This window comes from Paenibacillus sp. CFBP 13594 (assembly GCF_014842675.1).
Classification (GTDB): domain Bacteria; phylum Bacillota; class Bacilli; order Paenibacillales; family Paenibacillaceae; genus Paenibacillus; species Paenibacillus amylolyticus_B.
Map to the genome: position 1 here is coordinate 169,184 of NZ_JACYVQ010000003.1, position 24,841 is coordinate 194,024.

The window sequence follows — 24,841 nt, forward strand, 5'->3', positions numbered from 1 at the left end:
CCCTCATCCGTCGTATCAGACGGGCAAGGGGTGTTTCGAGTTATATTACACTTTTCTTTTATATTTTCCTGTATACGGGATGGTGAGATGGATTTTCAGATCCTGGATCGAGTCTTCGGTAAGCATCATCTTGCTGCCATTGTTTGATAACTTACGCCAGAGCTTCGGATTTTTGCGATACAGTTTCTCCTGAAGGCCGTAAATATCCACACCACGCTCAAGGCCGTGACGATAGGTCTGCATAATCTGCTCCCGCAACTTCACTTCACTAATCTGGATCATCTCCTCATAAGAGGTGGGCACCAGATATTCATACAGGGCAGTTAGGTATTGGGCGTCAATATTAAACTTGACCTCTTCACCCTGAATGACAGGCTTGATTTTAATCTTTGGTAAACCTACACTGAGTGCCCCATAGATCGTTCCATCCTTCTGCACAAGCAAGGGAGCACGCCGCATGTCCTTGATCAGCCAGTGATAACCGGGAAGCTGACTGCGTGGAAGGTATTCAAAGTCAACGCCTGTCTTTTCGAAAAAGGCCCCCTCGATTAGAAATAAATCCTTTTTCTTCTCGTTCTCGGCCCATTGGGAATTGTTCAATGCAATACTGGGCAGATACGTCGTGGTAGCCGGATCATTATGCGTTGCAATGAGCTTGAAGCTAAGCACGGGCGGATACAACGATTCTTCCAGATAAGTCGGGAGCGGATTATGAAGAATGCTATCCAAGGGCGACATATTATAGATGGACGTTGCACTGAGAATTTTCTCCAGTGGTTCGCGGGTTCCGTAGACCCAGGTCGTATAACGGGATTCTGGGAACCGTCCCAGCATATCGAACACTTCTTTGATATGTTTGCTGGTGAGCACACCTTCCGCCATAACGATGGCTGTCACATGCCCCCAAGCCATGTGTAATTGAGCTGTACGAAACAGTTCGTTCAGCGCCAGACTCATGGTTTTCCCTTCGGCATGTCCGACCCATACAGGTGGCGTATCTGCACTTTTGGTTGAACTCTCACTTTTGGCGACACTGGCAAAATCCAGCGTTTGTACATACAGGTGATACATCCCGTCTTTGTAATCAATGCCAAAGGCTTTGGCGTAGTCCACCTGTTGGATCTCAAAGGCACTCCAGCATCCACTTGTCATCACGCACATTGATAGGCTTAACAGACCCAGCGTACATCTCCGCAACAAACGCTTCATCTTCCGTTTCCTTTCTTACGCGGTTCTTGAGTCTCAAGATAGACGGGTCTGCGTTTACCCAACCCTTTTGGCAGTTTGAATAATGAAGCTATCGCTTGTTTAAAATGAAGCGGTGTTAACGGCGTGAGATACGGAATGCCAAATGATTTGAGATCGGTCAGGTAGATGAGGAACAGAATCAACGACAGGATGAACCCAAAGATGCCGAGGGAAGCTCCCAGGACAAAACAAAGGAAGCGCAGGATCAGCACAGAACTGGTCATAACCTGATTCACAATGGTTGCTCCAGCTACGACGGTAACTGCGATGATGACAATCATGAGGGGAGAGACCATGCCGGCTCGAATGGCGGAATCCCCTATGATCAGACCTCCAACCACAGTTAATGTCTGGCCGATGGCACTTGGTAGACGTACCCCCGCCTCTCGGAACAGCTCCATGAGCAGCATAATGAGAAACATCTCCACTCCCGATTCCATTGGCAGTCCCATACGTCCTACCGATATCGTGGCAACCAGTGGGAAAGGAATCTGATCCATATGAAATGAAGTCAGCGCAATATAGAATCCGGGCAGGAACACGGTGATCATCAGGCCAAGAAAGCGCAGCATCCGCCCTACGTTGACAGCTAAGAAGGGAAAGCTGGCATCTTCCGGTGATTTGAGCAAAAGAAACAGATTGACTGGCCCAATAATGGCGCTGGGATTGCCGTCGACAATGAGGATAAAACGTCCGTTCAGGAGACATTCTGCAGCAAAGTCAGGCCTGCCCGTATAATGGGTGACGGGAAACAAAGTGATTTTCGAAGGTGACAGCAATTCTTCCAGTTCATTGGCGGTCAAGATTCGTTCGATCTCAATCTTACGCAACCGATCCTGGACGTCTTCGATCAGCTCCGGATTGGCGATATTTTTGATATACATCAATGCCACCTTGGTTGCAGAACGTGTACCGATCAGTTCGATATTGCAGGCAAGTTGGTTCGTACGCAGACGGGTGCGTATCAAGGCAACATTGACGGCAAGGGGTTCAATGAACCCATCTCTTGCCCCGCGGATAGAAACTTCGGTGGTCGATTCCTCCGGTGTTCGAGTAGGGATGTTAGATATATCAATACTCCACATGGCTTGAAGAGATGGTATACAGATTAGCATATGGCCTTCAAAAACACGGAGAGACATCAGTTCTGTTCCAAATGCCGGATCTTGCAGATCCATTCGGGTCCAATCCAGGCTGATGCATTTTTCAATGTCGGATGTACGGATAAAGTGTGTATCTTCATATGTTCGTTTGAGTTCCGGGAGAATAATATCGTAGATCGCTTCACTATCCACCATACCGCTGCAATAGGTCATAAGGAGTTGCATCGGAGGTTCTCCGAACATGTGACTATTGATGATGACATCATCAGATCCCGCAAAAAAGGTGTTCAGGTTATGCTCGTTCATTCGGAACGGTTCAACTTCACGATTATTCTTGGGCTGGGTTGAGATCGGCACGTTTGGGAGCCTCCTTGTCCTTTTTGTGGATTAATGCGGCAATGGTTAATATCACGGTAACGATTGAGACATAGGCCAGCATGACCGGGAACTGAATATGATCTACGTAATAGTCGACGTAATCAATGCGCCACCATTGCATCGCCATAAAGCTCATGATGACGGTGATGGTGAGAATCGCGATATATCGTTTCTTCGGTCTGCGGAAATTCAGCAGATCCACGATGAGATACATAGATATAGCGACCCTTGCAAAGGAACCACTAAGCCATTGATAGATGGACAAAAAATCAACGTGTTGCAGCAGCTTGCCGATATTCACAAGTTTCCATTGCTCATAGGGACTGTTTCGTTGTTTTGCTGCTTCTTCTGGACCAAACTCGACGATGGCTCCGATCGTGGGACCGATCGCCATACTGAGCATAAACACGCCGAGGATCAAAACATGCCACCAACGAATTTTGCCTTTGACTTCATGTTGGAACAACATAAGAATCCAGATTTCCATAAGCCCGGCAAGAGAGTAGATCATGCCCCGCCATACGGGGCCCATGCCGTTCTCCATAATCGGGAACAATAGACTGTAGTCTTTGTATTTCATATTGGCGGACATTACAAAATAACCAAGTAAAATTACAAATGGCAGCAGCAGACTGGAAGTCATCGCAATGGAGCGTATGCCTTTAGCCGCTGCCCACGCGGCAACCAGTGCTCCGCCACCAGCCAGAACGTAAGGTGGCGTGAATTGAAGATATGTGGACACGGTCCAGTTAGTTGTCTCATACAGCGTATGTGTGCCAAGCGTGAACAGTAGAATGGAAGCGGAGATCCGGAAGATCCAGGAAGGAATCGGTCCGAATTCTCGCGTAATCCAATCTGTTAATCGCTGTCCACGTACTCGCCGAATGATGATATACATCATACATAGAAACAACATGAAAAAAGGTCCTGCCACCACGACAGACAACCATCCGTCTCTGCCGCCTGCTTCGAGAATTGCTGGGATGGACAAGACATGGCAGACCAGTCCGGCACTTAATAAAATGATGGAAAAGGACAACCAGATGGTAATTTGACCTTTCTCACGACTCATGGGAATCCTCCTTTCCAATGAAGGAAGTTTCCGTTAGGTTGTACAGCACACAGGAAGTTGATTCCTTTTTCAGATTTTTTCACAGAAAGTTGCAACCGATATGGACGGACTAAGCAGAAAGCTTTAACATACAGATATAGCAATGTCGAAGACAAGCACTGAGCGAAGCATAGAGAAATAGGGAGGAAACCTGCGATGACAAATACAACGAAGGCACCTGGAGAGACGAAAGTTGGCTTTATTGGTACAGGCGTGATGGGTAAAAGCATGGCTGGGCACATCCAGCAAGCGGGATATCTGCTGCATGTGTACACGCGAACTGCTGCCAAAGCGGAAGCATTGGTGAAGGAAGGTGCCGTATGGCATGACACACCAGGCAAACTGGCTGCCACGTGTGATGTCATCATCACAATGGTGGGGTATCCGAAGGATGTCGAGGAGATTTATCTCGGTGAGGATGGTCTCGTAGCCAATGCCAAACCAGGGTCATATCTGATTGATATGACAACATCCAGTCCGTTACTGGCTGCACGAATCTTTGAAGCTGCGGAAGCCAAAGGACTGCATGCACTGGACGCGCCTGTATCGGGCGGTGATATCGGAGCGCAGAACGCGAAGCTGTCCATTATGGTTGGAGGTAGTTCGGAGGCCTTTGAAGCCGTGCGTCCGCTGTTTGAGCAGATGGGCACCAACATTGTGCTGCAAGGCAAGGCGGGAGCCGGGCAGCATACCAAAATGTGCAACCAGATTGCCATTGCCTCTGGCATGATGGGCGTGTGTGAAGCACTCGCCTATGCCAAGACGTCTGGTCTGGACGCGGAGACCGTGCTGAAGAGCATTGCTACCGGTGCAGCCGGAAGCTGGTCGCTCAGCAATCTCGGTCCGCGCATGATCGCAGGCGATTATGAGCCTGGATTCTATGTGAAACATTTTATCAAAGACATGGGAATTGCACTGGAGTCTGCAAAAGCGATGGGCATGAAAACGCCTGGTTTGGCTCTGGCTGAATCCCTGTATCAGGAAATAGCGAATAATGGTCTGGAAGAGAAGGGTACTCAGGTGCTCTACACCTATTATCTTCAGGCTTAACATCCAAGAGAACAGCAGCGTATTCTTTTTCTATTCAGGAAAGGGTTGCGCTGTTTTTTTCAATTTTGCGGTTTGTTTATGCGTCTAAAGTCACGGAATTGGTTAAATGTTCATATGTACTTTGCGTATTGGAGAGAATTTGATCGTTTTCCCTTTATTTTTACCCCGCTTTATCCGACATAAGTAATAGAAGTTTACATAATGAATGTGTCAAAGGATGTTATTCCTCCTGTAATGGTCACCCGTAACCCACACTATAATAGAACGGAGCTTGCCCATGTTCAAGAAAATCCTGTCTCTGTTCAAGACACAACCAGAGCTTGCGAACCAGATTACAGCCTCCGCTTCAGCGTTACCATCGACGACAACCATTCCCCCGCGTATGGTCCGTAGTAAGCGCAAGAAAAAGGCGGAAGGGGATTGGACACGCCAGCCGGAGGAACCTAGTACAGCAGATCAGCTGATCGGTCTTCCAAGTCAATATAAAGTGCTGAACGACCTGCTCGTTACCAATCCGAAGTCACGCTCCGGTTATTCGCAGATTGATCATGTCGTGATCGGTCCGCGGGCAATCTTTGTGATCGAAACCCGAAATCTGACGACAGGTGAGATTCGCGGCGGAAGAAGAGAGGCCAATTGGTCGGTCAGCAGCAGCCGGGTCAAAATGTACAATCCACTCATGCAGCATCGTGCGCACGTGGAAGCCATCCATGCACACCTCGGAGACTACAAAAGAGTGCGTCTCGTCTCCATGGTGACTTTCACCAACCGTTGCCGTATCAGTGTTGATCCTGCTGTGAGATACGTGAATTCAGATGAACTGATCATCTACGATCATGAATTGGTGGAAACGATTCAGCGGAAGACGGAACGACTTGAGAGTGAGGTTCCCGAAACCGTATTTCAAGAGAAGGATATTCAGGCGATCTACGCTCTGTTATCATCGGTCAATTCCACCGATCCTCAGATTCGGTCAGAGCATATGGAGAAGGCTAAAGGGATCAAATAATTACCCTTCACGAACACTGTTGTCCATACGGGCGGCAGTGTTTTTGTGTTGCGGTGGTAGTTAATGTGCGAGTAGTAAAAGGCTTTAGACACAGGTATATCGTCGTATACAACCGATTTTTAACTTATGATAGAATGTAGAGCATGTCCATTGTGTGAATCAAGCATGTTATATGAAAGGATATTTTTGTAAGCGGGTGTTCAAGTCTTGAAGCAGAGGTTAATGGTTCTCAGGAATATACATAGGATAGGGGAAGATTATACATGAAATGGAATTATACGATAAAGACGTTCACAGTTATGCTTGGTTTGGCAGCGATTCTGACAGCTTGTGGTGGCGGAGCGAAAGAGACGTCATCGCCGGAGTCTGCTTCCGGTACAGAAGTTGCTTCATCAGAAACAAGCAGCTCGAATGCTGCTGTAACAGAAACCGCAGCAACCGGTTCGAATGGGAGTGAGCAGACAGGTTCAGCTACAGAAGAATCTTCTTCAGCTGATGACGGCAAGATTGGAAAGGATTCGACACTGGAAGAGTTGAAGCAGCAGTATGCGGATAAACTTGGTTATATCCGTATCCCTCTGAATGATTATCCGGTGCGTCGGGTTAGTGAGGAAGGTTCCAAAAATATTAATGTAGCCAACTACAGCGATGCCGTTGTGGACATGAATGCAGGGGTGCCAATTCACTCTGATTCGCAGCGGTTGATTGATGATGCCTTTCCTTTTTTTACAACCGTACAAGCACCTGACGAATCTTATATAACTTGGGGAGAAGCAACCAATCTGGAGCGTGCCATGGTGAAAACGCTGTTTATCGCGCGTGAAGGGCTGCTAATTACCGAAGATGCGATGAAAAATAAGGACTACAGCAGTACATCGTTCCAGGATTCCAAGGATTTCTTCAGGGTCACAGCGAAATTTGAATCGATGGCACCTGTTGCACAGCATCCACGTGACATTACGTTGAGTACGTTATACGACAAAGCCCGCACGTCATGGGGCAAGCTTGCTGCGATGGACCCGGAGCAGGATGAAGCGGCGTTTGCCGAGATGTACAAGACGACGAGAACCGATGCCAATAATGCCATGGGGTTGCTTAATGTTCTATTGTCTACCAATGAGGATGAACGGATCAAAGAGATTTACGGGGAATAAAAATGCCGTGATCCAGAGTTAATCTGGATCATCCCGGTAACAGGTCTGGATCACATGCCTTCAAACTCTGACTACCGATTGAAGCGGGGTCAGGGTTTTTCTGGTTTTTTCCAATAGGTGTATGATATGTTTTTAGGAGTCAGACATGTCCGGAATATAGGTGAGGTGTGTGAAAGATGTGGTGGATGAACTTTTGTAAACGCTTTAAATTTAAAACGAAGCTAATCTTGTTTTTATCTACCGCAACGGTCTTAATCTCCGGAATCACAGGGTTGATCACCTATCGCATCCATATCGATCTGTTCAATGAAGAGGTCAGTCGCCAGTATAGTCTTACCGCAGAGCAGATTCTTGCACGTCTGGATTCCAGGGTACACGACATGTATAAAGTCACCGATTATATCACACTGAATCCCTCCGTAAAAAATGCCATCAAAGCACAGACCTCTGGCATCTCGTCCTATGATCAGATGAAGCTGGAAGATGAACTGGATGATCAGTTGTATCAGGTAAGGCTGGATGCACCGGAGATCATGGGGCTCCGCATATATGACCTGAAGGAAAACATATTTAATCTCGGTGCCTTTGCCGGCTCATTTCAACAGATGGATCCTTCCTATCTGGCAGAGATGGTTCATAGACTGGAAGGAACGGGCGGCGAATATGGTTGGAATCGTTTGGGGCCGGATGCTTTCTTGCAGGAGGAACAATCCAATTGGATTCTGGCGGGACGATTAATGCGGTCTGTTGATCTGGAGACCTATGGCGTCATGTTAATTCTGTTTAACACCTCATTGTTCGAATCGTATCTCAAAGATCTGCGACTGAATGAGGAAGTTGCTGTCTACTTGTTTGACGCAGATGGTGAGCTTCTTTATGCCTTTCATAATCAGGATGCGGATCCACCACCACTTACCGAGCTAAGCCTAGGGGCGACGGAGATCAGGGACGAGCAGGGAACAACCCAATTGTATACGAAGCAAACGTCTGACAAAGCGGGCTTCACCTTGGTTAGCAAAGTCTCACTCGCTCAGATTCAGAACAAGGGAAAGATCATTGTCAAAGTTGCTGTGTTCTCTGCGGTAGCCAGCATATTATGCTCCTGGTTCATCATTACCATAATTAGCGGCAGACTGTTGCGTCCACTTGCGAGTCTGGTCAACGCGATGAAAAGAGTGCGTGATGGACAGTTCGATACACGGGTTCGGATCGAGACACGGGATGAGCTCGGTTTTATCGGTGAACGATTCAATGCAATGGCTTCCCGGATTGATACGCTTATACATGAAGTGTACGAGCGCGAACTCAGTGAAAAAGAAGCTGAACTCAAAGCTATTCAGGCCCAGCTTAATCCCCATTTTCTGTATAACACGCTGAGCATGTTTTTCTGGAAGTTCTATATGCTTGGCGATGAGAAATCGGCTCGCCTGGTCACTGCCTTGTCCGAGATGCTGCAGTATACGCTGGAACCCGTGCAGCAACTGACGACCGTGCAGGATGAGATGAAGCAAATAGATCACTACCTGCAGATTCAGCAGGCCCGGTATCAGGAAGCCTTGTCGATTGAAATTGCCGTTCCTGCTGAATTGCTTCGCTGTCAGGTGATCCGACTGTTGCTTCAGCCCATCGTGGAGAATGTTTTTGTTCATGCCTTCTCGGACAAAAGGAACAACCGTCATCTGGAGATTCGTGGCTCGCGGCAAAACGGGCATGAAGGAGAGCTAGATCTGCTCATCATTGAAATTTCAGATAACGGCTGCGGCATGCACGCATCGGTCATTGAACACATTATGACGCCAGTGGCACATGCGGATGAGGAACGTCAGCACATTGGCATGCGGAGTGTACTTCGAAGAATTGAGTTGATTCACGGTGAACCCTACGGTGTACAGATCGAGTCGACTATGGGAAAGGGTACGCTAGTACGTCTTCGTTTGCCTTATCAGATCGGTGAGGACTTATGCCGGGAAATTCAGGTGACTGAGAGGAGTAGGTTCTGTTGAATGGACGTATGCTCGTAGTGGATGATGAAGCATTATTTCGTCAGGGTCTGATTCATCTGGTTCGCAATAACCCCCTCGGTTGGGAGGTTGTCGGGGAAGCGGCCGATGGAGAAGAAGCGATACAGGCTGTACACAGCTGCACACCCGATCTGATCATTACGGATATCAACATGCCTGTGATGGATGGTCTAGATTTGGCCGAACGCATACACGAGAGTGGACTGGACATTATGATTATCATTTTGACAGGTTATCGTGAGTTCGAATATGCACAGCGTGCTATCCGGTATGGAGCAATTGAATTTTTGTTAAAGCCGTTTTCGCTCGATGAAGCATGTCAGGTGTTACAAAAGGCACATGAACGATATCGCCGAAAACAGTCCGACATTCGGATCAGGGAACAATACAGCCAGGTGGACCGTACCGAGCGACTGCGAGAGGAACTGACTTTGTTGCTGCTCCATCATCAATTCGGATCGATAATGAATCGGATCGAGGTGTTGCTGGAAGAAGCGTCCGGGATGAGCTTGTCACAAGGCAAAGCGGAGATTCATATGCTTATGAAGGTCATGACGGACTTACTGGTACAACAGCTTCAGCCTCAGGAATCCGGTGGGATGGACTCAACTGCCCCAGATCCACTGCTCTGGATTCATACCATACCTGAAGTCATCGCTTGGGCCAGATGCAAGAGTGAAGAGTGGGTGGATATGCTGATGCGTCTAACTCAGGAACAGCAGGATCATGTCGTTACACGAGTTATACAGTATATTGAAATGAACTATTCCAGCACATGCACGTTGCAGGCCGTGGCTACCCATGTTCATGTGACACCCAACTACTTGAGCCATTTGTTCAAAAAAGAGACAGGACAAGGCTTCAGCCAATATGTCAGCAAGCGCCGAATTGATAAGGCGAAGCTGCTGCTGCACAGCACTCGGCAGAGCATGGCAGATATCGCGGAACTGACCGGGTTCGATAACTCCAGTTATTTTACAACCGTATTCAAACAGATGACGGGTATATCGCCCCGCGAATATCGCAAGCAAGTAGCCAAGTAAAGTGCCCGGTAGCAATCCTCCTTGAACTGCTGCAGGGTCACAATTAAAGAGAAGCCTCCTCTTAATATCTGTTCGTTTCCAAGTTCAACCCCACCATGTGGGGTTATTTTTGCGTAGAAAATTATAAAAGGATCGTTAAATAACAAATGTTTACGCTTACATTTTTATCTAAAATACAACTATAGTACATCAACAGCAGAGAGGAGTGATGGATATGAAGGGGGAACTGACCGCAGGTCCGCCGTCTGGATTACAACCACCGGATAGTGAAATGAAGCATCGGATTCGGCAGCAGCGGCTTCGACGATTCAAGATGAATATACCGTTAATCTTGATGTTTGTTCCGGTGATTATGTTCTACCTTACCTTTCGTTATGCACCCATCGGAGGGCTGGTCATGGCCTTTAAGGATTACAACTTCTATGATGGGCTGTGGAACAGTCCATGGGTGGGCTTTCAGCATTTTCAGACGCTGTTCAGTGATCCGCGCACGGTGGAGATTATTCGCAACACCTTGTTCCTCAGTTTGTTAAGCATCATTATCGGGTTTCCCATTCCAATTATTCTGGCCATTATGCTGAATGAAGTGCGAAACATGGCCTTTAAGCGAACGGTGCAGACGGTGGTCTATATGCCACACTTCTTTTCCTGGGTCATCATTGCGATGATGATCATGACGGTTTTCTCTTTGGAAAATGGGATCGTAAATCGCTGGGTCGAGGCCTGGACGGGAGCACCTTATCCGTTCATGTACAACAAGGGTTCGTGGGTTGCGGTGTTTGTTGGCTCAGGGATCTGGAAGGACATGGGCTTTAATGCCATCATTTTTCTCGCGGCACTAACGACCATTGATCCGAGCCAATACGAGGCTGCACAGATGGATGGGGCCAGCAAAATGCGCCAGATCTGGCATGTCACCCTTCCGGGTATACGCTCCACCATTATTCTCCTGCTGATTCTATCGATGGGGCGGGTGATGGAGGTCGGATTCGACCAGGTGTATATGCTTCAGAATTCCAATGTCAATGAGATAGCGGATGTCATCAGTACCTATATCTACCGCACCGGTCTTCAGGGAGCACAGTTCAGCCTGACAACAGCGATGGGATTGTTCGAATCACTGGTTGCATTTATCCTCATTTTTAGTGCGAATTATATCGCGCGGCGATTTAACGAAGGTTTGTGGTAGGGAGGGAGAACGGCATGAGAAAAACCAAAGGAGAAAAAGTCTTTTATTTAATCAATTATGTATTGTTGTCATTGGTTGCCGTCAGCTGTATCCTGCCCTTACTGAACATTGTTGCCTTGTCATTTAGTGATGCGAGAGCGGTTGTTTCAGGTCAAGTGGGATTATGGCCCGTCGATTTCACCTGGTTCTCCTATCACAGCCTAATTACCGGAACGCCGATTCTGAATGCATTCTGGAATAGTGTGGAGATCACATTGATCGGTACAGGGCTCAGCATGGCGGTGACGATTATGGCGGCATATCCGCTGTCACGTAGACATTTTTATCATCGGCGCTTCTTTACGATGGCGATGGTGTTCACGATGATTTTTAACGGTGGACTCATCCCGACTTATTTGGTCGTGCAAAATCTCGGTCTTGTGAACAGTTACGGTGCGCTTTGGCTACCGGGCCTGGTGAGCACGTACAACATGCTGATTATGCGATCTTATTTTGAAAATCTGCCAGGGGAAGTGGACGAGGCTGCGCGCATCGATGGTTGTGGTGAACTGGGGCTTTTGTTCCGCATCGTGTTGCCATTGTCCAAACCTTTGCTGGCGACTATTGCTCTCTTTTACGGCGTGGGTTACTGGAATTCGTTCATGAGTGTGATGATTTATATCAATGATACGTCCAAATACAACATGACCGTGCTTGTCCAAAATATGATTATGTCCAATCTGAATGTACAGGATTTTACCGATCCAACGATGATATCGAATCTGACCCCGGAAGGCATTCGGGCAGCAGCTGTCATTGTGATGGTCATACCCATTTTGGCAGTGTATCCGTTCTTGCAGAAGTACTTCGTTAAAGGGGTCATGCTTGGATCAATTAAAGGTTAAAGCAGGCTGTGGGTTAACCCGCATGGGTTCATATTACAGGAGAGAAAGAGGGTCTTATCTATGGCGTTAACGATGAAGGCATGGATGAAGTCGGGTCTCGTTCTGGGCTTGATCGGTGGTTTGCTGGCGGGATGTACAGGAGGTAACGGTAGCGAACAGGCGGAAGGCGAAGGCAACAGGGGGAACATCACGTCAACAATCTATGATCGGGGCGCGGTCCCAAGCGGCATGGGTACAATCGAAGATAACATGTGGTCCAAGTGGATCAACGAGAATGGCCCGGCTAATGTAAAATATACAGCAGTTCCCCGATGGGAGTCCCAGTCCAAACTTAACGTATTATTCGCTTCTGGCAGTGCACCGGATATCATTTTTGAATTCGGTACGCCGATCCGTAACACACTGTTTAATCAGAAACAGCTGATGCCGCTGGATGAGTTGATCGAGAACTCGAGTGTGGAATACAAAGCCTTGATGGAGAAATATCCCCAGCTCAAGAAGGCCGGCATTAAAAGCGATGGTAAGCTCTATGAAGTGGGGCGTATGAACGAGGTGTTTCCACTAACGAGCTTTTTCATACGGGAAGACTGGCTGGAAAAGTTGAATCTGGAGGTACCGACCAATGAGGAAGAGATGCTGGCGGTAGCCAAGGCCTTCACGGAGAATGATCCCAATGGAAACGGAGCTAAGGATACATACGGCATCGGTGGATTTCAGTTCGGCGATACAGCGGGTCTGTTTCGCTATATGTACAACGCCAACTGGGTGAATGTGGAGGACGGGGAGATGGTGGTTGGTCCCAACAACATGAAAGAAGCAACGGCATTCAAACGTGCATTATATGAAGCAGGAGTGGTGGATAAGGACTTACTGACCGACAAGGACGGGGCCAAGGCGAAGCAGGATTTCCTGAATGGCAAAATCGGTATGTACGCGGCCATGACTTCGGATTATACCGGGTTTGCGGCGAAGGAACTGGATACGCTGATGCAGAATGTTCCTGAGGCCAAATTAAAGGTCATCGCTCTGCCAACCACGTCCGTAGGACAGCACACGATGGTGTGGAATAACCCGGTTCAGATGACTGCAGCTGTGAATGCACGAGCCAAAAATCCGGAAGCAGTTATGCAATATATCGATTTTCTGACCAAAATAGAGTCAGGCCGGACCTTCAAAAATGGATTTGAAAACACGCATTATACGCTGAACGATCAAGGCTGTCCGCGTATCTCGGATCAGGAGAAATACAAGCAGGAGATCAGCTGGGCAGGCGATTACGCCATGTTGTACAGCCGTCTGGAGGAAGGCAAATGCGGGTACACAGAAATGCTGTTCAGCGAAGAGATCCCATCGCAGAAAGAAGGACTTCGACTATTCAAGGAAGCGCGTGAGGTATATATGACGGATCTTCCGGTAGGAGAGGGTGTTACCCATTCAGAACATATGCCGCAGCTACCGAAGGAACTTCAGGTGAAGTTGACCAATGTGACAACAGCGATCAACGATATTTTTACCCGTTCCATCATTGGCGGAAGCAAATATACAGTCGAACAGGCTGCAACGGAAGCACAGCAGAAGTGGGAGCAAGGCGGTGGCCCGGAGATTGAAGCATGGTACAAAGACTGGTGGAGCAAGGAAAAGAATAATGTACTCGTCTGGGACGATTTCTATGAGATCTATGAACAACAACAGGCTGATTTTGAAAAAGCAGAGTGAATTCAAGGATTCAAATCATTCATAAAATTTATAATTTTGGTGTTGGTAGAAATAAGCGCTCTGATCCCCTGATCAGAGCCTTTTTATGTTTGGGCTTCAAATAGGGGAATATTTGACTGAAAAATGAAGTGAATAGAAAGTTCTCGCCTCTCGCTTGAAACCATATCCAGAACGATGCGTATCATAAGGTATTAATTGTTTTTTAATGTAGAATATTGCCGTATTTCAGAGTATAGTTAAGGAATAATTTAACTTATATTCAATCATGATGTAAGGATGAAAATTACTGAAAACCATGAAAAAAAGTGAAGAACACCATGTATGAAACTATTGGAGGTTGAGTATGAGTTCATTTAAAAGTTGGTTAAATTCAACAAAACAAGGACTTGAAGAGCAAGTCAAAAAGTTTAAAAATAAAGATTTTATGGATGCCGTGGTTGCAGGTTGTGCACTGGTTGCTTTTGCAGATGGTTCCATTGACGAAGCGGAAAAGAACAAGATGGCCGGTTATATCAACCTCAGTCAGGAATTGAAAGTATTCGATATGGCTGAAGTGATTACACGCTTCAATCATTATGTCGCGAACTTTGAGTTCTCTCCAGAGATCGGGAAGCAGGAAGCGCTGAAAGCCATTGGGAAATTTAAAGGTAAGCCAGATGTAGGACGCGTTATTGTGGGCGTATGCAGTGCAATTGGTTCAGCGGACGGCAACTTTGATGATCAGGAGAAAAGAGTTGTTGCCGAGATCTGCAATGTACTTGGACTGAACCCGGGTGAATTCAATCTCTAAGTAGAGTAGATATTTTACATGTGAAGGGAGGTGAAAATCAGTGGCAAGCATTAACTTGGTCAAAGGACAGAAGATTGATTTAACCAAAGGCAATGCAGGACTTACGCAGGTGATTGCTGGTCTCGGTTGGGACCCGGTAACTGCCAAAGGGTTCTTCGGAAGAAAGAAACAAGCGGATATCGATTGTGATGCATCGGCGATCATGTTGAATGAAGAAGGCAAGTTGGTGAAGGACTCCAACCTGGTTTGCTTCCACAACAAGCAAAGTGCATGTGGTTCGGTTATCCACTCAGGTGACAATTTAACAGGACAGGGAGACGGTGACGATGAACAGATCAAAATGGATCTGTCCCGTATTCCTGCTGATGTTCATAAAGTATTAATCGTTGTTAATATCTACGATTGTGTCAATCGCAAGCAAGATTTTGGCATGATAGAGAAGGCTTATATCCGTATTCTGGATGGTAAAAACTCCAGTGAGCTCGTGAAGTTCAATCTATCCGATAACTACACAGGTTCAACAGCGTTGATCTGTGGGGAATTGTATCGTCATGGAGGCGAATGGAAATTCTCAGCAATTGGAGAGGGTTCCCATGCGGTACATATCAATGAACTCGCTCGCAGGTACTCCTAAGTACAAGATTTAACCTAAATCGACAATAATCCTGATATTCATATGTCACGATAACTACAATACACTTAAATAAGCGAGGATGATCATACGATGGCAATTAATCTCTCTAAAGGTCAAAAAATCGATCTGACTAAAACGAACCCAGGTTTGACAAAAATCACAGTAGGCTTGGGCTGGGATACCAATAAGTATGATGGTGGAAAAGACTTTGACCTGGATGTATCGGTATTCTGTACCAATGCAAACGGTAAAGTAGAAGGCGAGAAAAACTTCATCTTCTTCAACAATCCACAAAATGAAAATGGTTCTGTTGTTCACACTGGTGACAACCGTACAGGAGATGGCGATGGTGATGATGAGCAGATCAATATCGACCTGCCTAACGTACCCGCCAATGTAGAGAAAATTGCATTCTCCATTACGATCTACGAAGCTACAGAACGTAGCCAGAACTTCGGACAAGTCTCCCGTGCTTATGTGCGAATCGTTAACGAAGCAAACAACGAAGAACTGATTCGTTTCGACCTGGGAGAAGACTTCTCCATCGAAACGGGTGTAGTTGTTGGTGAATTGTATCGTCATAACGGCGAGTGGAAGTTCAGTGCCATCGGTAGTGGTTACCAGGATGGATTGGTTGGATTGACACGCGATTACGGTTTGCAATAGGACGTACAGAACGACTTACAGGATGGGAAGAACCGTCTCCTGGGCGGTTCTCCTTTTCATTTAATCACATATCTTGGAAAGGTGGAAAAACAAATGACGATCAGTCTTGCCAAAGGACAACGTATTGACCTGACTAAGACGAATCCGGGCCTTACCCGTGTGGTGGTTGGTTTGGGTTGGGATACAAACAAATATAGTGGTGGAGTCGACTTTGACCTGGACGCTTCGGCTTTTTTGTTGTACGAAGATGGAAAAGCCAAAGGTACGGATGACTTTGTTTTTTACAACAATCCAAGCGGCGGTGCGGGTTCAGTGACACATACCGGTGACAATCGTACGGGTGAGGGTGACGGCGATGATGAGCAAGTTGTTGTTGACTTCAGCAAAATCCCTGCGCACATTCACCGGATCGGTATTACGGTAACCATCTATGATGGAGATGGACGAGGGCAGAATTTTGGACAAGTCTCCAATGCTTTTGTTCGTGTTGTAGATGCTGCAAGTGATCGGGAAGTGCTTCGTTTCGACCTCGGAGAGGACTATTCCACAGAAACAGCTGTGGTGTTCTGTGAGTTTTATCGTGCAGGTGCGGACTGGAAATTCCAGGCGGTAGGCAGCGGCTTCACAGGTGGACTATCTGCTTTATGCAAAAATTACGGACTGGATGCACAATAACTTGGCATAAGAAAGGTGAGTCTGCTATGGCGATTTCTGTCGTGAAAGGCCAGAAGAGTGATCTGACCAAAACCAATCCAGGCTTGTCCCGTCTAACGGTAGGCATTGGTTGGGAGGCAGCCTCGGGTGTGGAGCTGGACACATCAGCATTCCTTCTGGGTTCAGACAATAAAGTGGCTGGAGATGAGGATTTTATCTTCTATAACCAGCCCTCTACCGCGTTTATCACGTATATGGATGGTGGGCAGGTTAGCGGTGAGAAGAAACAGTTCGCCATTGAACTTGGCAAGATCCCTACCCGAATTGAGAAAATCGCCTTCAGCCTGACGATTCATGACGGTGAAGCACGACGCCATCATTTTGGACAGGTTCAGCATGGTTTTCTACGGTTTGCCAATGCAGCTACAGGTCAGGAAGTGATGAGATATGATCTGGGAAGCGGTTTTACAGTGGAGACCGCGATTGTCATTGGTGAATTGTATCGCCATAACGGAGAATGGAAGTTCAATGCAATAGGATCGGGTTTTGCAGGAGGTTTGAATGCACTCTGTGCTAACTTTGGTGTGGATGTGGATGGTGGATCAGACGCTGCGCCAACCACATCAACCGTTCCCCCGACAGCTGCACCGACTCCACCACCCCCGGCACCCGCACCAGAACCGACGCCTGCTCCTGTGAATTCGATCAATTTCAGCAAAATTGAATTGAAGAAGAAGGGCGACACCATTAACCTCAAGAAAAATGCGGGGGGACTTGGTGAAATCCTGATTAACCTCAACTGGAATCAACAGGGTAGCAAAGGGTTATTTGGTCGCAGCAAGAGTGTGGATCTGGACTTGGGCTGCCTGTTCGAGATGAAGGATGGTACACGAGATGTGATTCAGGCCTTGGGACAAACGTTTGGTTCACTGAATCGTTTCCCTTATATTGCACTGGATGGAGATGACCGGACGGGATCGGTTAAGACGGGAGAGAATCTGCGGATTAATGGTGCCCGTATTTCGGAAATTGAGCGCATCTTGGTATTCACCTATATTTATGGTGGTGTGGCCAACTGGTCTCAAGTAGACGGTGTGGTAACCATTCAGCAGAAGGACGGTCCCGATATCATTGTTCGAATGAATGAATACGGGAGCCCGCTTGGCATGTGTGGCATCGCGATGTTACGCAATGTGAACAATGAGACATTCAGTATTGAACGAATCGTGCAGTTCTATAATGGGCATCAGGCGTTGGACGAGGCTCATGATTGGGGAATGCAGTGGGTTGCGGGAAGAAAGTAATCATTCGTATTTATTGAATATATAAACGCTGTATCGGTCAGCACCATTGCAAGGATACTGTTGACCAACGTTATCCTCGATAATAGACCATCAATCCCTCCAGACTAAGGAGGGATTGGTTTTTATGCCCCGACAGCTGGAATCAACTATTGCAGATTGGCTATTGCCAAAGGTGCGAGGAGGAGACAACCCTGAAATATTTTAACTTTTTGAGTCTGGAAGAAGAAGATACTTTATTTTTCTCTTCACCCGTCTCGTTCAATCACCGGACTTCCAAAGATCTACTGGCATATGCTGTTGGGGCCGCTTTATATATGCCCGCGACGCGCACTCATATCGCGGACGACATTATGAATGGTAAACATGAAGGTCTGACGACCATTATTATTGATCTGGAGGACGCTGTGGGTGACGACCAAGTAGAGTTTGCCGAGCAGTGTCTGGTACAGCATCTAACTCAACTGATGACTTATATGGAGACAGGCATGCTGAGTCAGGATCAAATGCCTCTTCTGTTTGCTCGTGTACGTTCACCACAACAGTTGGAACGTCTCATTGATACGTTGGGAGAACTGGTGTCCATGCTGACAGGTGTGGCTTTGCCCAAGTTTTGCGTGGGCAATGGAAGAGCCTATTTTGACCAGATCCGCAAGTATAATCAACAGAAACCGAATCAATATCCCGTTCTCTATGGAATGCCTATATTGGAAACGGCTTCAATTATATATCGGGAGACACGTTGGGAGACCTTACTGGGCCTTCGAAACATCCTCGATGAAAATGTTGAATATGTGCTCAATGTACGCATTGGTGCGACCGATTTCTCCAGCCTGTTTGGACTACGCCGAAGCCCGGAATTGACCATATACGATATAGCCACGATCCGTGACTGCATCTCGGATATTATCAATCTGTTTGGTCGGATGGACAAGCCGTATGTGATCTCGGGTCCTGTCTGGGAATATTTCAGTCAGCGGGAGCGCGTGTTCAAACCTCAATTACGACAGACTCCATTCGAAGAAACCTTGGGCAAATCAGGGCTGCATCTGAGAATGAAATATATTACGAACACAATGGATGGATTGATGCGTGAAGTCATGATGGACAAGGAAAATGGAATTGTAGGCAAAACGATCATTCATCCTTCTCATATCAAGCCCGTACAAGCGATGTACGTTGTTACACATGAGGAGTATTCCGATGCCCAAGACATCATCGCCCGTAATGACGGTAGCCTGGGTGTGTTCAAAAGTAATTACTATAACAAAATGAATGAGATTAAACCACACTTGAGCTGGGCAAATCGAATTCTAATCCGATCACAAATATATGGGGTGTTACATGAACAGCAGCATTTTGTCGGGCTCTTGCCCAAGCACGAACAACAACATAACTACGTTCCCAATTCTTGATCAATTCAGTCTGAACGTTCAGGTTACACATAACCCGCTGCAACTTCCACTAGAATCTCTATTTTCCATGGCTGCACGAATCAATAAGAAACGTTCATTTCTGTTTGTAAGCAGACTGCTGGGCAAGCACATCCCGGTTAACCCGTATACCTCGCTTCTGAGTGGCGCAGCATTAGCTGTTCTGTTATATGAGCACCTGACAGAGGAGACGGAAGAGACCAAAGATCAGATCACCGAGTGGAAACGGGAAATGGTCGAAGGATTGATTGATCCCAAGCAAGCTCGGCAAGTGTACAACATGCTGTTGCAAGAAGGCTTGAGCTTGCCGGAAACGATTCGTTTTGTTGGTTTTGCGGAGACAGCGACAGCGCTGGGCCACAGCATGTATGAGATGTTTGCTGATCAAGCTTCCTATATTCACACCACTCGCGAATATGTTCCAGCGATGCATCCAGATATTCAATTTGAAGAAGAACATTCCCATGCGATGGCTCATCGTTGTTATGCGCTGGATCATGAAGCCTTTGCAGGAGAGGGCCCGATTGTTCTGGTGGACGACGAGATTACGACGGGTAAAACGACGTTGAATATCATTCGGGATATTCAGGACAGATACCCCCGGAAGCAATATGTGATTGCTTCGCTGTTGGACTGGCGTACGGAAGCGGACGAGAATCGATTTGCCGAACTGGAAGCTGAACTTGGAATTACCATTACACCGTTAAGCCTGTTGAAGGGCCGCATTGAAGTGGTGGGTACTCCACAGTTGGAAGCAACACAGCAAGATGAGCAGCTATCTCATCCTGCCGTAACGCTTCATACCTCTACCGTTGCAGATGCCTTCGATCAGCTGCATGCCACTTCGGAGGATGGAGAAGGTAAACGTAGCACAGCGAGCTACGTCCAGCATACGGGCAGGTTTGGTATGCAATCCCGACATAATGACGTATTGCGTGAAGAGATTAGCCGGATTGCAGAACGACTTCGGTCACAGCGTACGGGAGAACGGACGTTGGTGATGGGAACAGGGGAGTTCATGTACATTCCGATGCGTATTGCTGCCGAGATGGGAGAAGGTGTGTTTTATCAATCCACTACTCGCAGTCCAATCCATACACATCCAGCTCCAGCATATGCTGTTCGTAGTGGTGCCGGATATGCTTCACCGGAAGACGCTTCTGTTCGTAACTTTATCTATAACATTGCCCCGGGACAATATGATGAAATCTTTGTTTTGCTAGAGAGACAGATGTCCGAAGAACGAATGGAACCGATGTTGAAGGTACTGGGGCAGTTGGGATGCGGACACATTCATATCATATATTGCGGTTTGCCAGAGAAGACAGGGGACAACGAGCAATGAACTTAACTACACTGGAGCTAATCAGACAACGTGAGATTCCGTCTCCCCAGCCGATGGGCAGTTATGCTGCATCGGACGTTGTTTTCCTACTGAAGGATATCAGCCATGTGGATCTGGAAAAGGGAACGGGTGAACGGGAGCAGGCGATCCAATCCGGGGTTCATTATTCGGAGATGCTGCCCGTGGAATACCAGCCCACAGCAGAATACATTGAGCTGTTCCATCAGACGCTGGAACAATCCGCTGCAAGAATCGCACGTCATACCGCCATTGTGGCTGAGAAGATTGTAGAGCGCAGGGGACTGAATCTGGTGCTGGTATCTCTGGCTCGAGCCGGAACACCTGTGGGCATCCTGATCAAGCGTTATATTGAATTGAAATACAAGGTATCGATTCCGCATTATAGCATTTCAATTATTCGTGGCAAGGGTATGGACGAGAACGCAATTTTATATATTTTACAGCAGCATGGTCTGGAAACAGCCATTCAGTTTGTAGATGGTTGGACAGGAAAAGGGGCTATTCGCAAAGTGCTGAAAGAGTCCTGTGACCAAATGGAACGGACTTACGGTGTAAGCCTCGATGATGATCTTGCCGTGTTGGCAGATCCGGGGCAATGCTCAGGCACCTTTGGGACGAGGGAAGATTATCTCATTCCTAGCGCTTGTCTGAATTCCACTGTCTCTGGACTGGTTAGCCGTACAGTACTTCGCGATGATCTGATTGGGCCGGAAGATTTTCACGGGGCCAAATGGTATCGTGAATGGTCCTCTGCGGATGTGTCGACCCAATACGTGGATACTATTGCTCAGCATTTTCCGCAAATGATGGACCTGGCGGAAATTCAAACGGACGACAATGCTACCGATACTTCGGAAATCACCTGGAAAGGCTGGCAAGATATCGAGTCCATCCAGCAATCCTTTGGCATTGCGAACATCAATCTGATCAAACCTGGGATCGGAGAAACAACCCGGGTGTTACTGCGCCGTGTTCCTTGGAAGATTCTTGTGGACCGTCTGGATAATCCGGATTTGCAACATATCATGATGCTCGCCAAAGACAGAAATGTGCCGGTTGAGGTATATCCGGGACTAACCTATTCCTGTTGCGGCATTATTCAATCCCTGGGAGGTGGAGGAGAATGATGATCTACGCAAGTGATCTGGACCAGACGCTGGTGTACTCCCGTCGTGCGCTCCGTATTCCCGAAGATACACCGGGACTTGTTCCCGCAGAGTGGATTAACGGCAAGTTGTCCGCTTTTATGTCAGCATATGCACTGGAGCGGTTGCAGTCTTTGCCACAAGACATTGTATTTATGCCTGTGACGACACGTACTGTGGAGCAGTACCGACGCATTCATATTTTTCAGAGCGAATGTATCCCGAAATATGCAGTGACGAGTAATGGTGGCAACATCATTGTTGACGGTCAGGTAGACGATGAATGGAATCTGCATATTCGTTCTTTGCTTCGTCAGCAGGCAGCTGCTCCCGAAGAGATCCTGGATTTATTTGACGATGTACTGAGTCCGGAATGGGTGATTAATCAGCGATTATGTGATGAGTTGTTCTACGCATTGCTGATCGAACGTGACAAGCTTCCTATGGAGCGCATTGCCGACAAGATTCGGGTGTTAGAGACACTTGGATGGGAGAGTTCGATTCAGGGGCGGAAGCTCTATCTGGTGCCTTCGGCAGTGAACAAACGAGCTGCAGTGGAGCATATTAGGCAACGCATTGGTGATGTGCCTGTGATTGCTTCGGGTGATTCCTTGCTGGATCGCTGTTTGCTGGACTTTGCGCACCACGCCATTGCTCCGTCTCACGGAGAGTTACATGTGGAGAGACAGCGTGTACCTGAGCAGGTACCGTATCAATTTACGAAACAATTCGGTGCTTTTGCAGCAGATGAGATTCTCGATTACGTTCATCGTATTCATAACGATCAACAGACCCAGATAGACCATGCCGAGATAAGGGAGACCGTATAAATGAAAAAAATGAAGATTTACTTCAACCGTTGGTTCTCTGTAACGTATCATTATATGAATGCGATTCGGGACAATGAGGACGGCATGGAATTTGAGATCTACGGTACTCATCCTGATCCGGGACACATGGCATTACAGGGCTGTGATGTTGCAGAAGTTGAACCGCGTGTAACGGGCCGGGAATATGTTGATTTTTGCCTCGACTTTTGCCGCCGTCATCAGATTGATGTATTTATTCCACGCTGGAACATGCTGGACATCAGCAGACATATCTCCCTGTTCGAAGAGATCGGTACACGGGTTATCGTATGCTCGGACACGGAATTGCTGGAACAATTGATGGAGAAAGACCGATTTTATGAATCGGTGCGTGAGAAAGGCATTATGGAGATTCCGGATTATTTCACAGTTAATAATGCTGCACAATTCCAGCAAGCCTATGAGGCGCTGCGTGCACGTGGACACGATGTATGCTTCAAACCATGTAATGGTGAGGGTGGTATGGGATTCCGGGTGATTAACAATGAGCGTGATCCGTTGCAGGAGTTGTTCGGGTATGCGCTGAACTCTATTTCATATGAAGATGCCCTGCGTGCGTTCTCTTCTGCTCCGTCCTTTCCCAACGTCATGGTGATGGAGGTACTGGAAGGATATGAATACAGCATTGATTGTCTTTCGGATCGCAATGGGAAACTATTAACGGCTATTCCGCGTAGAAAAGAAAGAGGACGTTTGCGCTTGCTCGAAGAAAACGAGGAATTGCTGGCGATTGCCCGCAATGTGGCAGAAGTATATCGGATTCCTTATAATTTTAATATACAGATGAAATATCGCAAGGATACACCGAAGCTGCTGGAGATTAATCCGCGTATGTCGGGTGGGTTGCACATGTCTTGCCTGTCGGGCGTGAACTTCCCTTATCTGGCGGTCAAGTCTGCACTTGGCCATGCTATTGGACCACTTCATCCGAAGTTTGGCATATTGGGTAGTCATATCGAACAGCCATTTATAATCGACGTTCAGAAGGTAAGCGGAGTACACCACGTCTAGCTGAGAATTTTCCTCAACATTGACACCTTCTGGATGGTTTTTTTACAATACGGATGAGAGGTTATTCAAAAAGTCCACTTTTGATTACGAATAATGCCTTACGGCATCATCAGCATCGAATATGAAATTCAGCCGAAATAAGCGGGAGGCTTACGAAGTATGTTTCCTTTGGAAACATTGTGGTTGCTCACGTAGTTTTCCTACGCTCCGCTACTCCATTTCTATCTTCATTCCATCTTCTCGGTACTGAAAACAAGACTTTTTGAATATGCACTTTATGTGTTGTTAAGGCAGGAGGACAAGTAATGTTACGGAAAACGAAGATAGGTATAGGCGCATTGGTCGGTTATGGTCTCGCGGCCATCTCGAGTCCCTTTCTACCGGATGTCATCACGTGGGCAATTCCGGCACTGGCAACTGTGGTCGGGGGACTGATTCCTTCACGATCCACGGCACGTACACAGGTTCAGGGTTCGTCTTCAGCCCCTGTACCCATTACAGATATCGGAAATGAACCATCCCGCTTGAATGGTGGACAAGCACCGAGCGCAGTGCCAACAGGGGCGATAGAAGCTTCTCCGGCACAGCCCCATTCCAGTTCCACTCCCGCACAACATGCGGGCATAGAACAAGCGAAGCCTACCCGCACCGAACCAGATCCTGTATTTGATCCGGTGATTGAATACCTGGAGGTTCTGGAGGACATGATTATCTCCGAAGGTCAGAAGAACGAGCTGGATAATGAGATCGTGGAGAAATCACTGGCGTTGTTTGCCCGTCTGCAGCGTGTGATTCCTTCTCTTCAGGAGCTGAACAACGGGGATATCAACCATACGGTGCGCAGACTGATTTTGAAAGACCTGAACGGGTTTATTAATCCATTTCTACGTTTAAGTGGAGAAGCCAAACGTAATAATCGGCGTATGCTACTGAATGGTCTTCGAGACGTGGATTCCAAGATATCGGATATTGTATCAACGATTGAACATAAAGACTTAATGGAGCTCCAGAACAAAGCGGAACTAATACATCAACGGTATAACAGCTCTGAATTATAGGAGGGATT

General features: G+C 47.2%; 22 protein-coding genes. 19 read left to right on the forward strand and 3 right to left on the reverse strand.

Annotated elements, in window-relative coordinates; translation table 11 throughout:
• Window positions 1-45 precede the first annotated feature (45 nt).
• From IFU39_RS11630 to IFU39_RS11640, 3 genes are read right to left on the reverse strand one after another with little or no spacing between them, the layout of a single operon-like run.
• The gene (locus IFU39_RS11630; protein ID WP_091015819.1) at window positions 46-1,209 is read right to left on the reverse strand and encodes a Ger(x)C family spore germination protein; all 1,164 of its coding nucleotides are present in this window, start codon (window positions 1,207-1,209) and stop codon (window positions 46-48) included.
• Window positions 1,206-2,708, reverse strand: coding sequence for a spore germination protein (locus tag IFU39_RS11635; RefSeq protein WP_256975096.1), 1,503 nt, complete (start codon window positions 2,706-2,708; stop codon window positions 1,206-1,208). The genes IFU39_RS11630 and IFU39_RS11635 overlap by 4 nt, the downstream gene beginning before the upstream one ends.
• A complete protein-coding gene (locus tag IFU39_RS11640; protein WP_192132750.1) occupies window positions 2,680-3,801 on the reverse strand; it encodes a GerAB/ArcD/ProY family transporter in 1,122 nt (373 codons plus the stop codon). The genes IFU39_RS11635 and IFU39_RS11640 overlap by 29 nt, the downstream gene beginning before the upstream one ends.
• A gap of 195 nt (window positions 3,802-3,996) precedes the next feature.
• Between IFU39_RS11640 and IFU39_RS11645 the strand changes: the two genes are divergently transcribed.
• The 19 genes from IFU39_RS11645 to IFU39_RS11735 all read left to right on the forward strand — a co-directional run bounded on the left by IFU39_RS11645 (window position 3,997) and on the right by IFU39_RS11735 (window position 24,833).
• Window positions 3,997-4,890 carry an NAD(P)-dependent oxidoreductase gene (locus IFU39_RS11645; RefSeq protein ID WP_105600964.1) on the forward strand — a complete coding sequence of 298 codons (894 nt, stop codon included), beginning with the start codon at window positions 3,997-3,999 and terminating at the stop codon, window positions 4,888-4,890.
• A 277-nt stretch (window positions 4,891-5,167) separates the two neighbouring features.
• The gene (locus tag IFU39_RS11650) at window positions 5,168-5,899 is read left to right on the forward strand and encodes a nuclease-related domain-containing protein (RefSeq protein ID WP_036606252.1); all 732 of its coding nucleotides are present in this window, start codon (window positions 5,168-5,170) and stop codon (window positions 5,897-5,899) included.
• Window positions 5,900-6,162: 263 nt separating this feature from the next.
• The gene (locus tag IFU39_RS11655; RefSeq protein WP_105600963.1) at window positions 6,163-7,053 is read left to right on the forward strand and encodes a hypothetical protein; all 891 of its coding nucleotides are present in this window, start codon (window positions 6,163-6,165) and stop codon (window positions 7,051-7,053) included.
• Between the two features lie 227 nt (window positions 7,054-7,280).
• Window positions 7,281-9,056 carry a cache domain-containing sensor histidine kinase gene (locus tag IFU39_RS11660; protein WP_188310519.1) on the forward strand — a complete coding sequence of 592 codons (1,776 nt, stop codon included), beginning with the start codon at window positions 7,281-7,283 and terminating at the stop codon, window positions 9,054-9,056.
• Window positions 9,053-10,117 carry a response regulator transcription factor gene (locus IFU39_RS11665; RefSeq protein WP_091015810.1) on the forward strand — a complete coding sequence of 355 codons (1,065 nt, stop codon included), beginning with the start codon at window positions 9,053-9,055 and terminating at the stop codon, window positions 10,115-10,117. The genes IFU39_RS11660 and IFU39_RS11665 overlap by 4 nt, the downstream gene beginning before the upstream one ends.
• Window positions 10,118-10,388: 271 nt before the next feature.
• Window positions 10,389-11,306: an ABC transporter permease gene (locus tag IFU39_RS11670; RefSeq protein ID WP_047844113.1), complete on the forward strand. Its 918-nt coding sequence runs from the start codon at window positions 10,389-10,391 to the stop codon at window positions 11,304-11,306.
• A 14-nt stretch (window positions 11,307-11,320) separates the two neighbouring features.
• Entirely contained in the window at window positions 11,321-12,190 is an 870-nt protein-coding gene (locus IFU39_RS11675; RefSeq protein WP_036606256.1) for a carbohydrate ABC transporter permease, read from the forward strand.
• Window positions 12,191-12,250: 60 nt separating this feature from the next.
• Complete coding sequence (locus IFU39_RS11680; protein ID WP_192132752.1) at window positions 12,251-13,906, forward strand: extracellular solute-binding protein; 1,656 nt, start codon at window positions 12,251-12,253, stop codon at window positions 13,904-13,906.
• A gap of 343 nt (window positions 13,907-14,249) precedes the next feature.
• The gene (locus tag IFU39_RS11685) at window positions 14,250-14,696 is read left to right on the forward strand and encodes a tellurite resistance TerB family protein (protein ID WP_091015805.1); all 447 of its coding nucleotides are present in this window, start codon (window positions 14,250-14,252) and stop codon (window positions 14,694-14,696) included.
• Window positions 14,697-14,736: 40 nt separating this feature from the next.
• Entirely contained in the window at window positions 14,737-15,330 is a 594-nt protein-coding gene (locus tag IFU39_RS11690) for a TerD family protein (protein WP_091015803.1), read from the forward strand.
• Between the two features lie 90 nt (window positions 15,331-15,420).
• Complete coding sequence (locus IFU39_RS11695) at window positions 15,421-15,996, forward strand: TerD family protein (protein ID WP_149846313.1); 576 nt, start codon at window positions 15,421-15,423, stop codon at window positions 15,994-15,996.
• A gap of 93 nt (window positions 15,997-16,089) precedes the next feature.
• Window positions 16,090-16,671, forward strand: a complete 582-nt coding sequence (locus IFU39_RS11700) for a TerD family protein (protein ID WP_036606267.1) — start codon at window positions 16,090-16,092, stop codon at window positions 16,669-16,671.
• A 26-nt stretch (window positions 16,672-16,697) separates the two neighbouring features.
• Complete coding sequence (locus IFU39_RS11705; RefSeq protein ID WP_091015800.1) at window positions 16,698-17,954, forward strand: TerD family protein; 1,257 nt, start codon at window positions 16,698-16,700, stop codon at window positions 17,952-17,954.
• Between the two features lie 209 nt (window positions 17,955-18,163).
• Complete coding sequence (locus IFU39_RS11710) at window positions 18,164-19,366, forward strand: HpcH/HpaI aldolase/citrate lyase family protein (RefSeq protein ID WP_244660959.1); 1,203 nt, start codon at window positions 18,164-18,166, stop codon at window positions 19,364-19,366.
• Window positions 19,296-20,729, forward strand: a complete 1,434-nt coding sequence (locus IFU39_RS11715) for a phosphoribosyltransferase family protein (protein ID WP_192132754.1) — start codon at window positions 19,296-19,298, stop codon at window positions 20,727-20,729. Before IFU39_RS11710 ends, IFU39_RS11715 begins: the two co-directional genes overlap by 71 nt.
• On the forward strand, window positions 20,726-21,877 hold the full coding sequence (locus IFU39_RS11720; protein ID WP_192132756.1) for a cysteine protease StiP family protein: 1,152 nt from the start codon (window positions 20,726-20,728) through the stop codon (window positions 21,875-21,877). The genes IFU39_RS11715 and IFU39_RS11720 overlap by 4 nt, the downstream gene beginning before the upstream one ends.
• Window positions 21,877-22,725 (forward strand): hydrolase, encoded by an 849-nt coding sequence (locus IFU39_RS11725; protein WP_192133200.1) that lies wholly within the window; start codon window positions 21,877-21,879, stop codon window positions 22,723-22,725. Before IFU39_RS11720 ends, IFU39_RS11725 begins: the two co-directional genes overlap by 1 nt.
• A complete protein-coding gene (locus IFU39_RS11730; protein ID WP_192132775.1) occupies window positions 22,726-23,775 on the forward strand; it encodes an ATP-grasp domain-containing protein in 1,050 nt (349 codons plus the stop codon).
• A gap of 305 nt (window positions 23,776-24,080) precedes the next feature.
• Window positions 24,081-24,833, forward strand: a complete 753-nt coding sequence (locus IFU39_RS11735) for a hypothetical protein (RefSeq protein ID WP_192132777.1) — start codon at window positions 24,081-24,083, stop codon at window positions 24,831-24,833.
• Window positions 24,834-24,841: the final 8 nt, after the last annotated feature.

Coding starts and splice junctions, on each gene's coding strand:
- IFU39_RS11630 (WP_091015819.1), bottom strand. CDS start 1,209: ATGAAGCGTTTGTTGCGGAGATGTACGCTGGGTCTGTTAAGCCTATCA.
- IFU39_RS11640 (WP_192132750.1), bottom strand. CDS start 3,801: ATGAGTCGTGAGAAAGGTCAAATTACCATCTGGTTGTCCTTTTCCATC.
- IFU39_RS11645 (WP_105600964.1), top strand. CDS start 3,997: ATGACAAATACAACGAAGGCACCTGGAGAGACGAAAGTTGGCTTTATT.
- IFU39_RS11650 (WP_036606252.1), top strand. CDS start 5,168: ATGTTCAAGAAAATCCTGTCTCTGTTCAAGACACAACCAGAGCTTGCG.
- IFU39_RS11655 (WP_105600963.1), top strand. CDS start 6,163: ATGAAATGGAATTATACGATAAAGACGTTCACAGTTATGCTTGGTTTG.
- IFU39_RS11670 (WP_047844113.1), top strand. CDS start 10,389: ATGAAGCATCGGATTCGGCAGCAGCGGCTTCGACGATTCAAGATGAAT.
- IFU39_RS11675 (WP_036606256.1), top strand. CDS start 11,321: ATGAGAAAAACCAAAGGAGAAAAAGTCTTTTATTTAATCAATTATGTA.
- IFU39_RS11680 (WP_192132752.1), top strand. CDS start 12,251: ATGGCGTTAACGATGAAGGCATGGATGAAGTCGGGTCTCGTTCTGGGC.
- IFU39_RS11685 (WP_091015805.1), top strand. CDS start 14,250: ATGAGTTCATTTAAAAGTTGGTTAAATTCAACAAAACAAGGACTTGAA.
- IFU39_RS11695 (WP_149846313.1), top strand. CDS start 15,421: ATGGCAATTAATCTCTCTAAAGGTCAAAAAATCGATCTGACTAAAACG.
- IFU39_RS11700 (WP_036606267.1), top strand. CDS start 16,090: ATGACGATCAGTCTTGCCAAAGGACAACGTATTGACCTGACTAAGACG.
- IFU39_RS11705 (WP_091015800.1), top strand. CDS start 16,698: ATGGCGATTTCTGTCGTGAAAGGCCAGAAGAGTGATCTGACCAAAACC.
- IFU39_RS11715 (WP_192132754.1), top strand. CDS start 19,296: ATGAACAGCAGCATTTTGTCGGGCTCTTGCCCAAGCACGAACAACAAC.
- IFU39_RS11720 (WP_192132756.1), top strand. CDS start 20,726: ATGAACTTAACTACACTGGAGCTAATCAGACAACGTGAGATTCCGTCT.
- IFU39_RS11725 (WP_192133200.1), top strand. CDS start 21,877: ATGATCTACGCAAGTGATCTGGACCAGACGCTGGTGTACTCCCGTCGT.
- IFU39_RS11730 (WP_192132775.1), top strand. CDS start 22,726: ATGAAAAAAATGAAGATTTACTTCAACCGTTGGTTCTCTGTAACGTAT.
- IFU39_RS11735 (WP_192132777.1), top strand. CDS start 24,081: ATGTTACGGAAAACGAAGATAGGTATAGGCGCATTGGTCGGTTATGGT.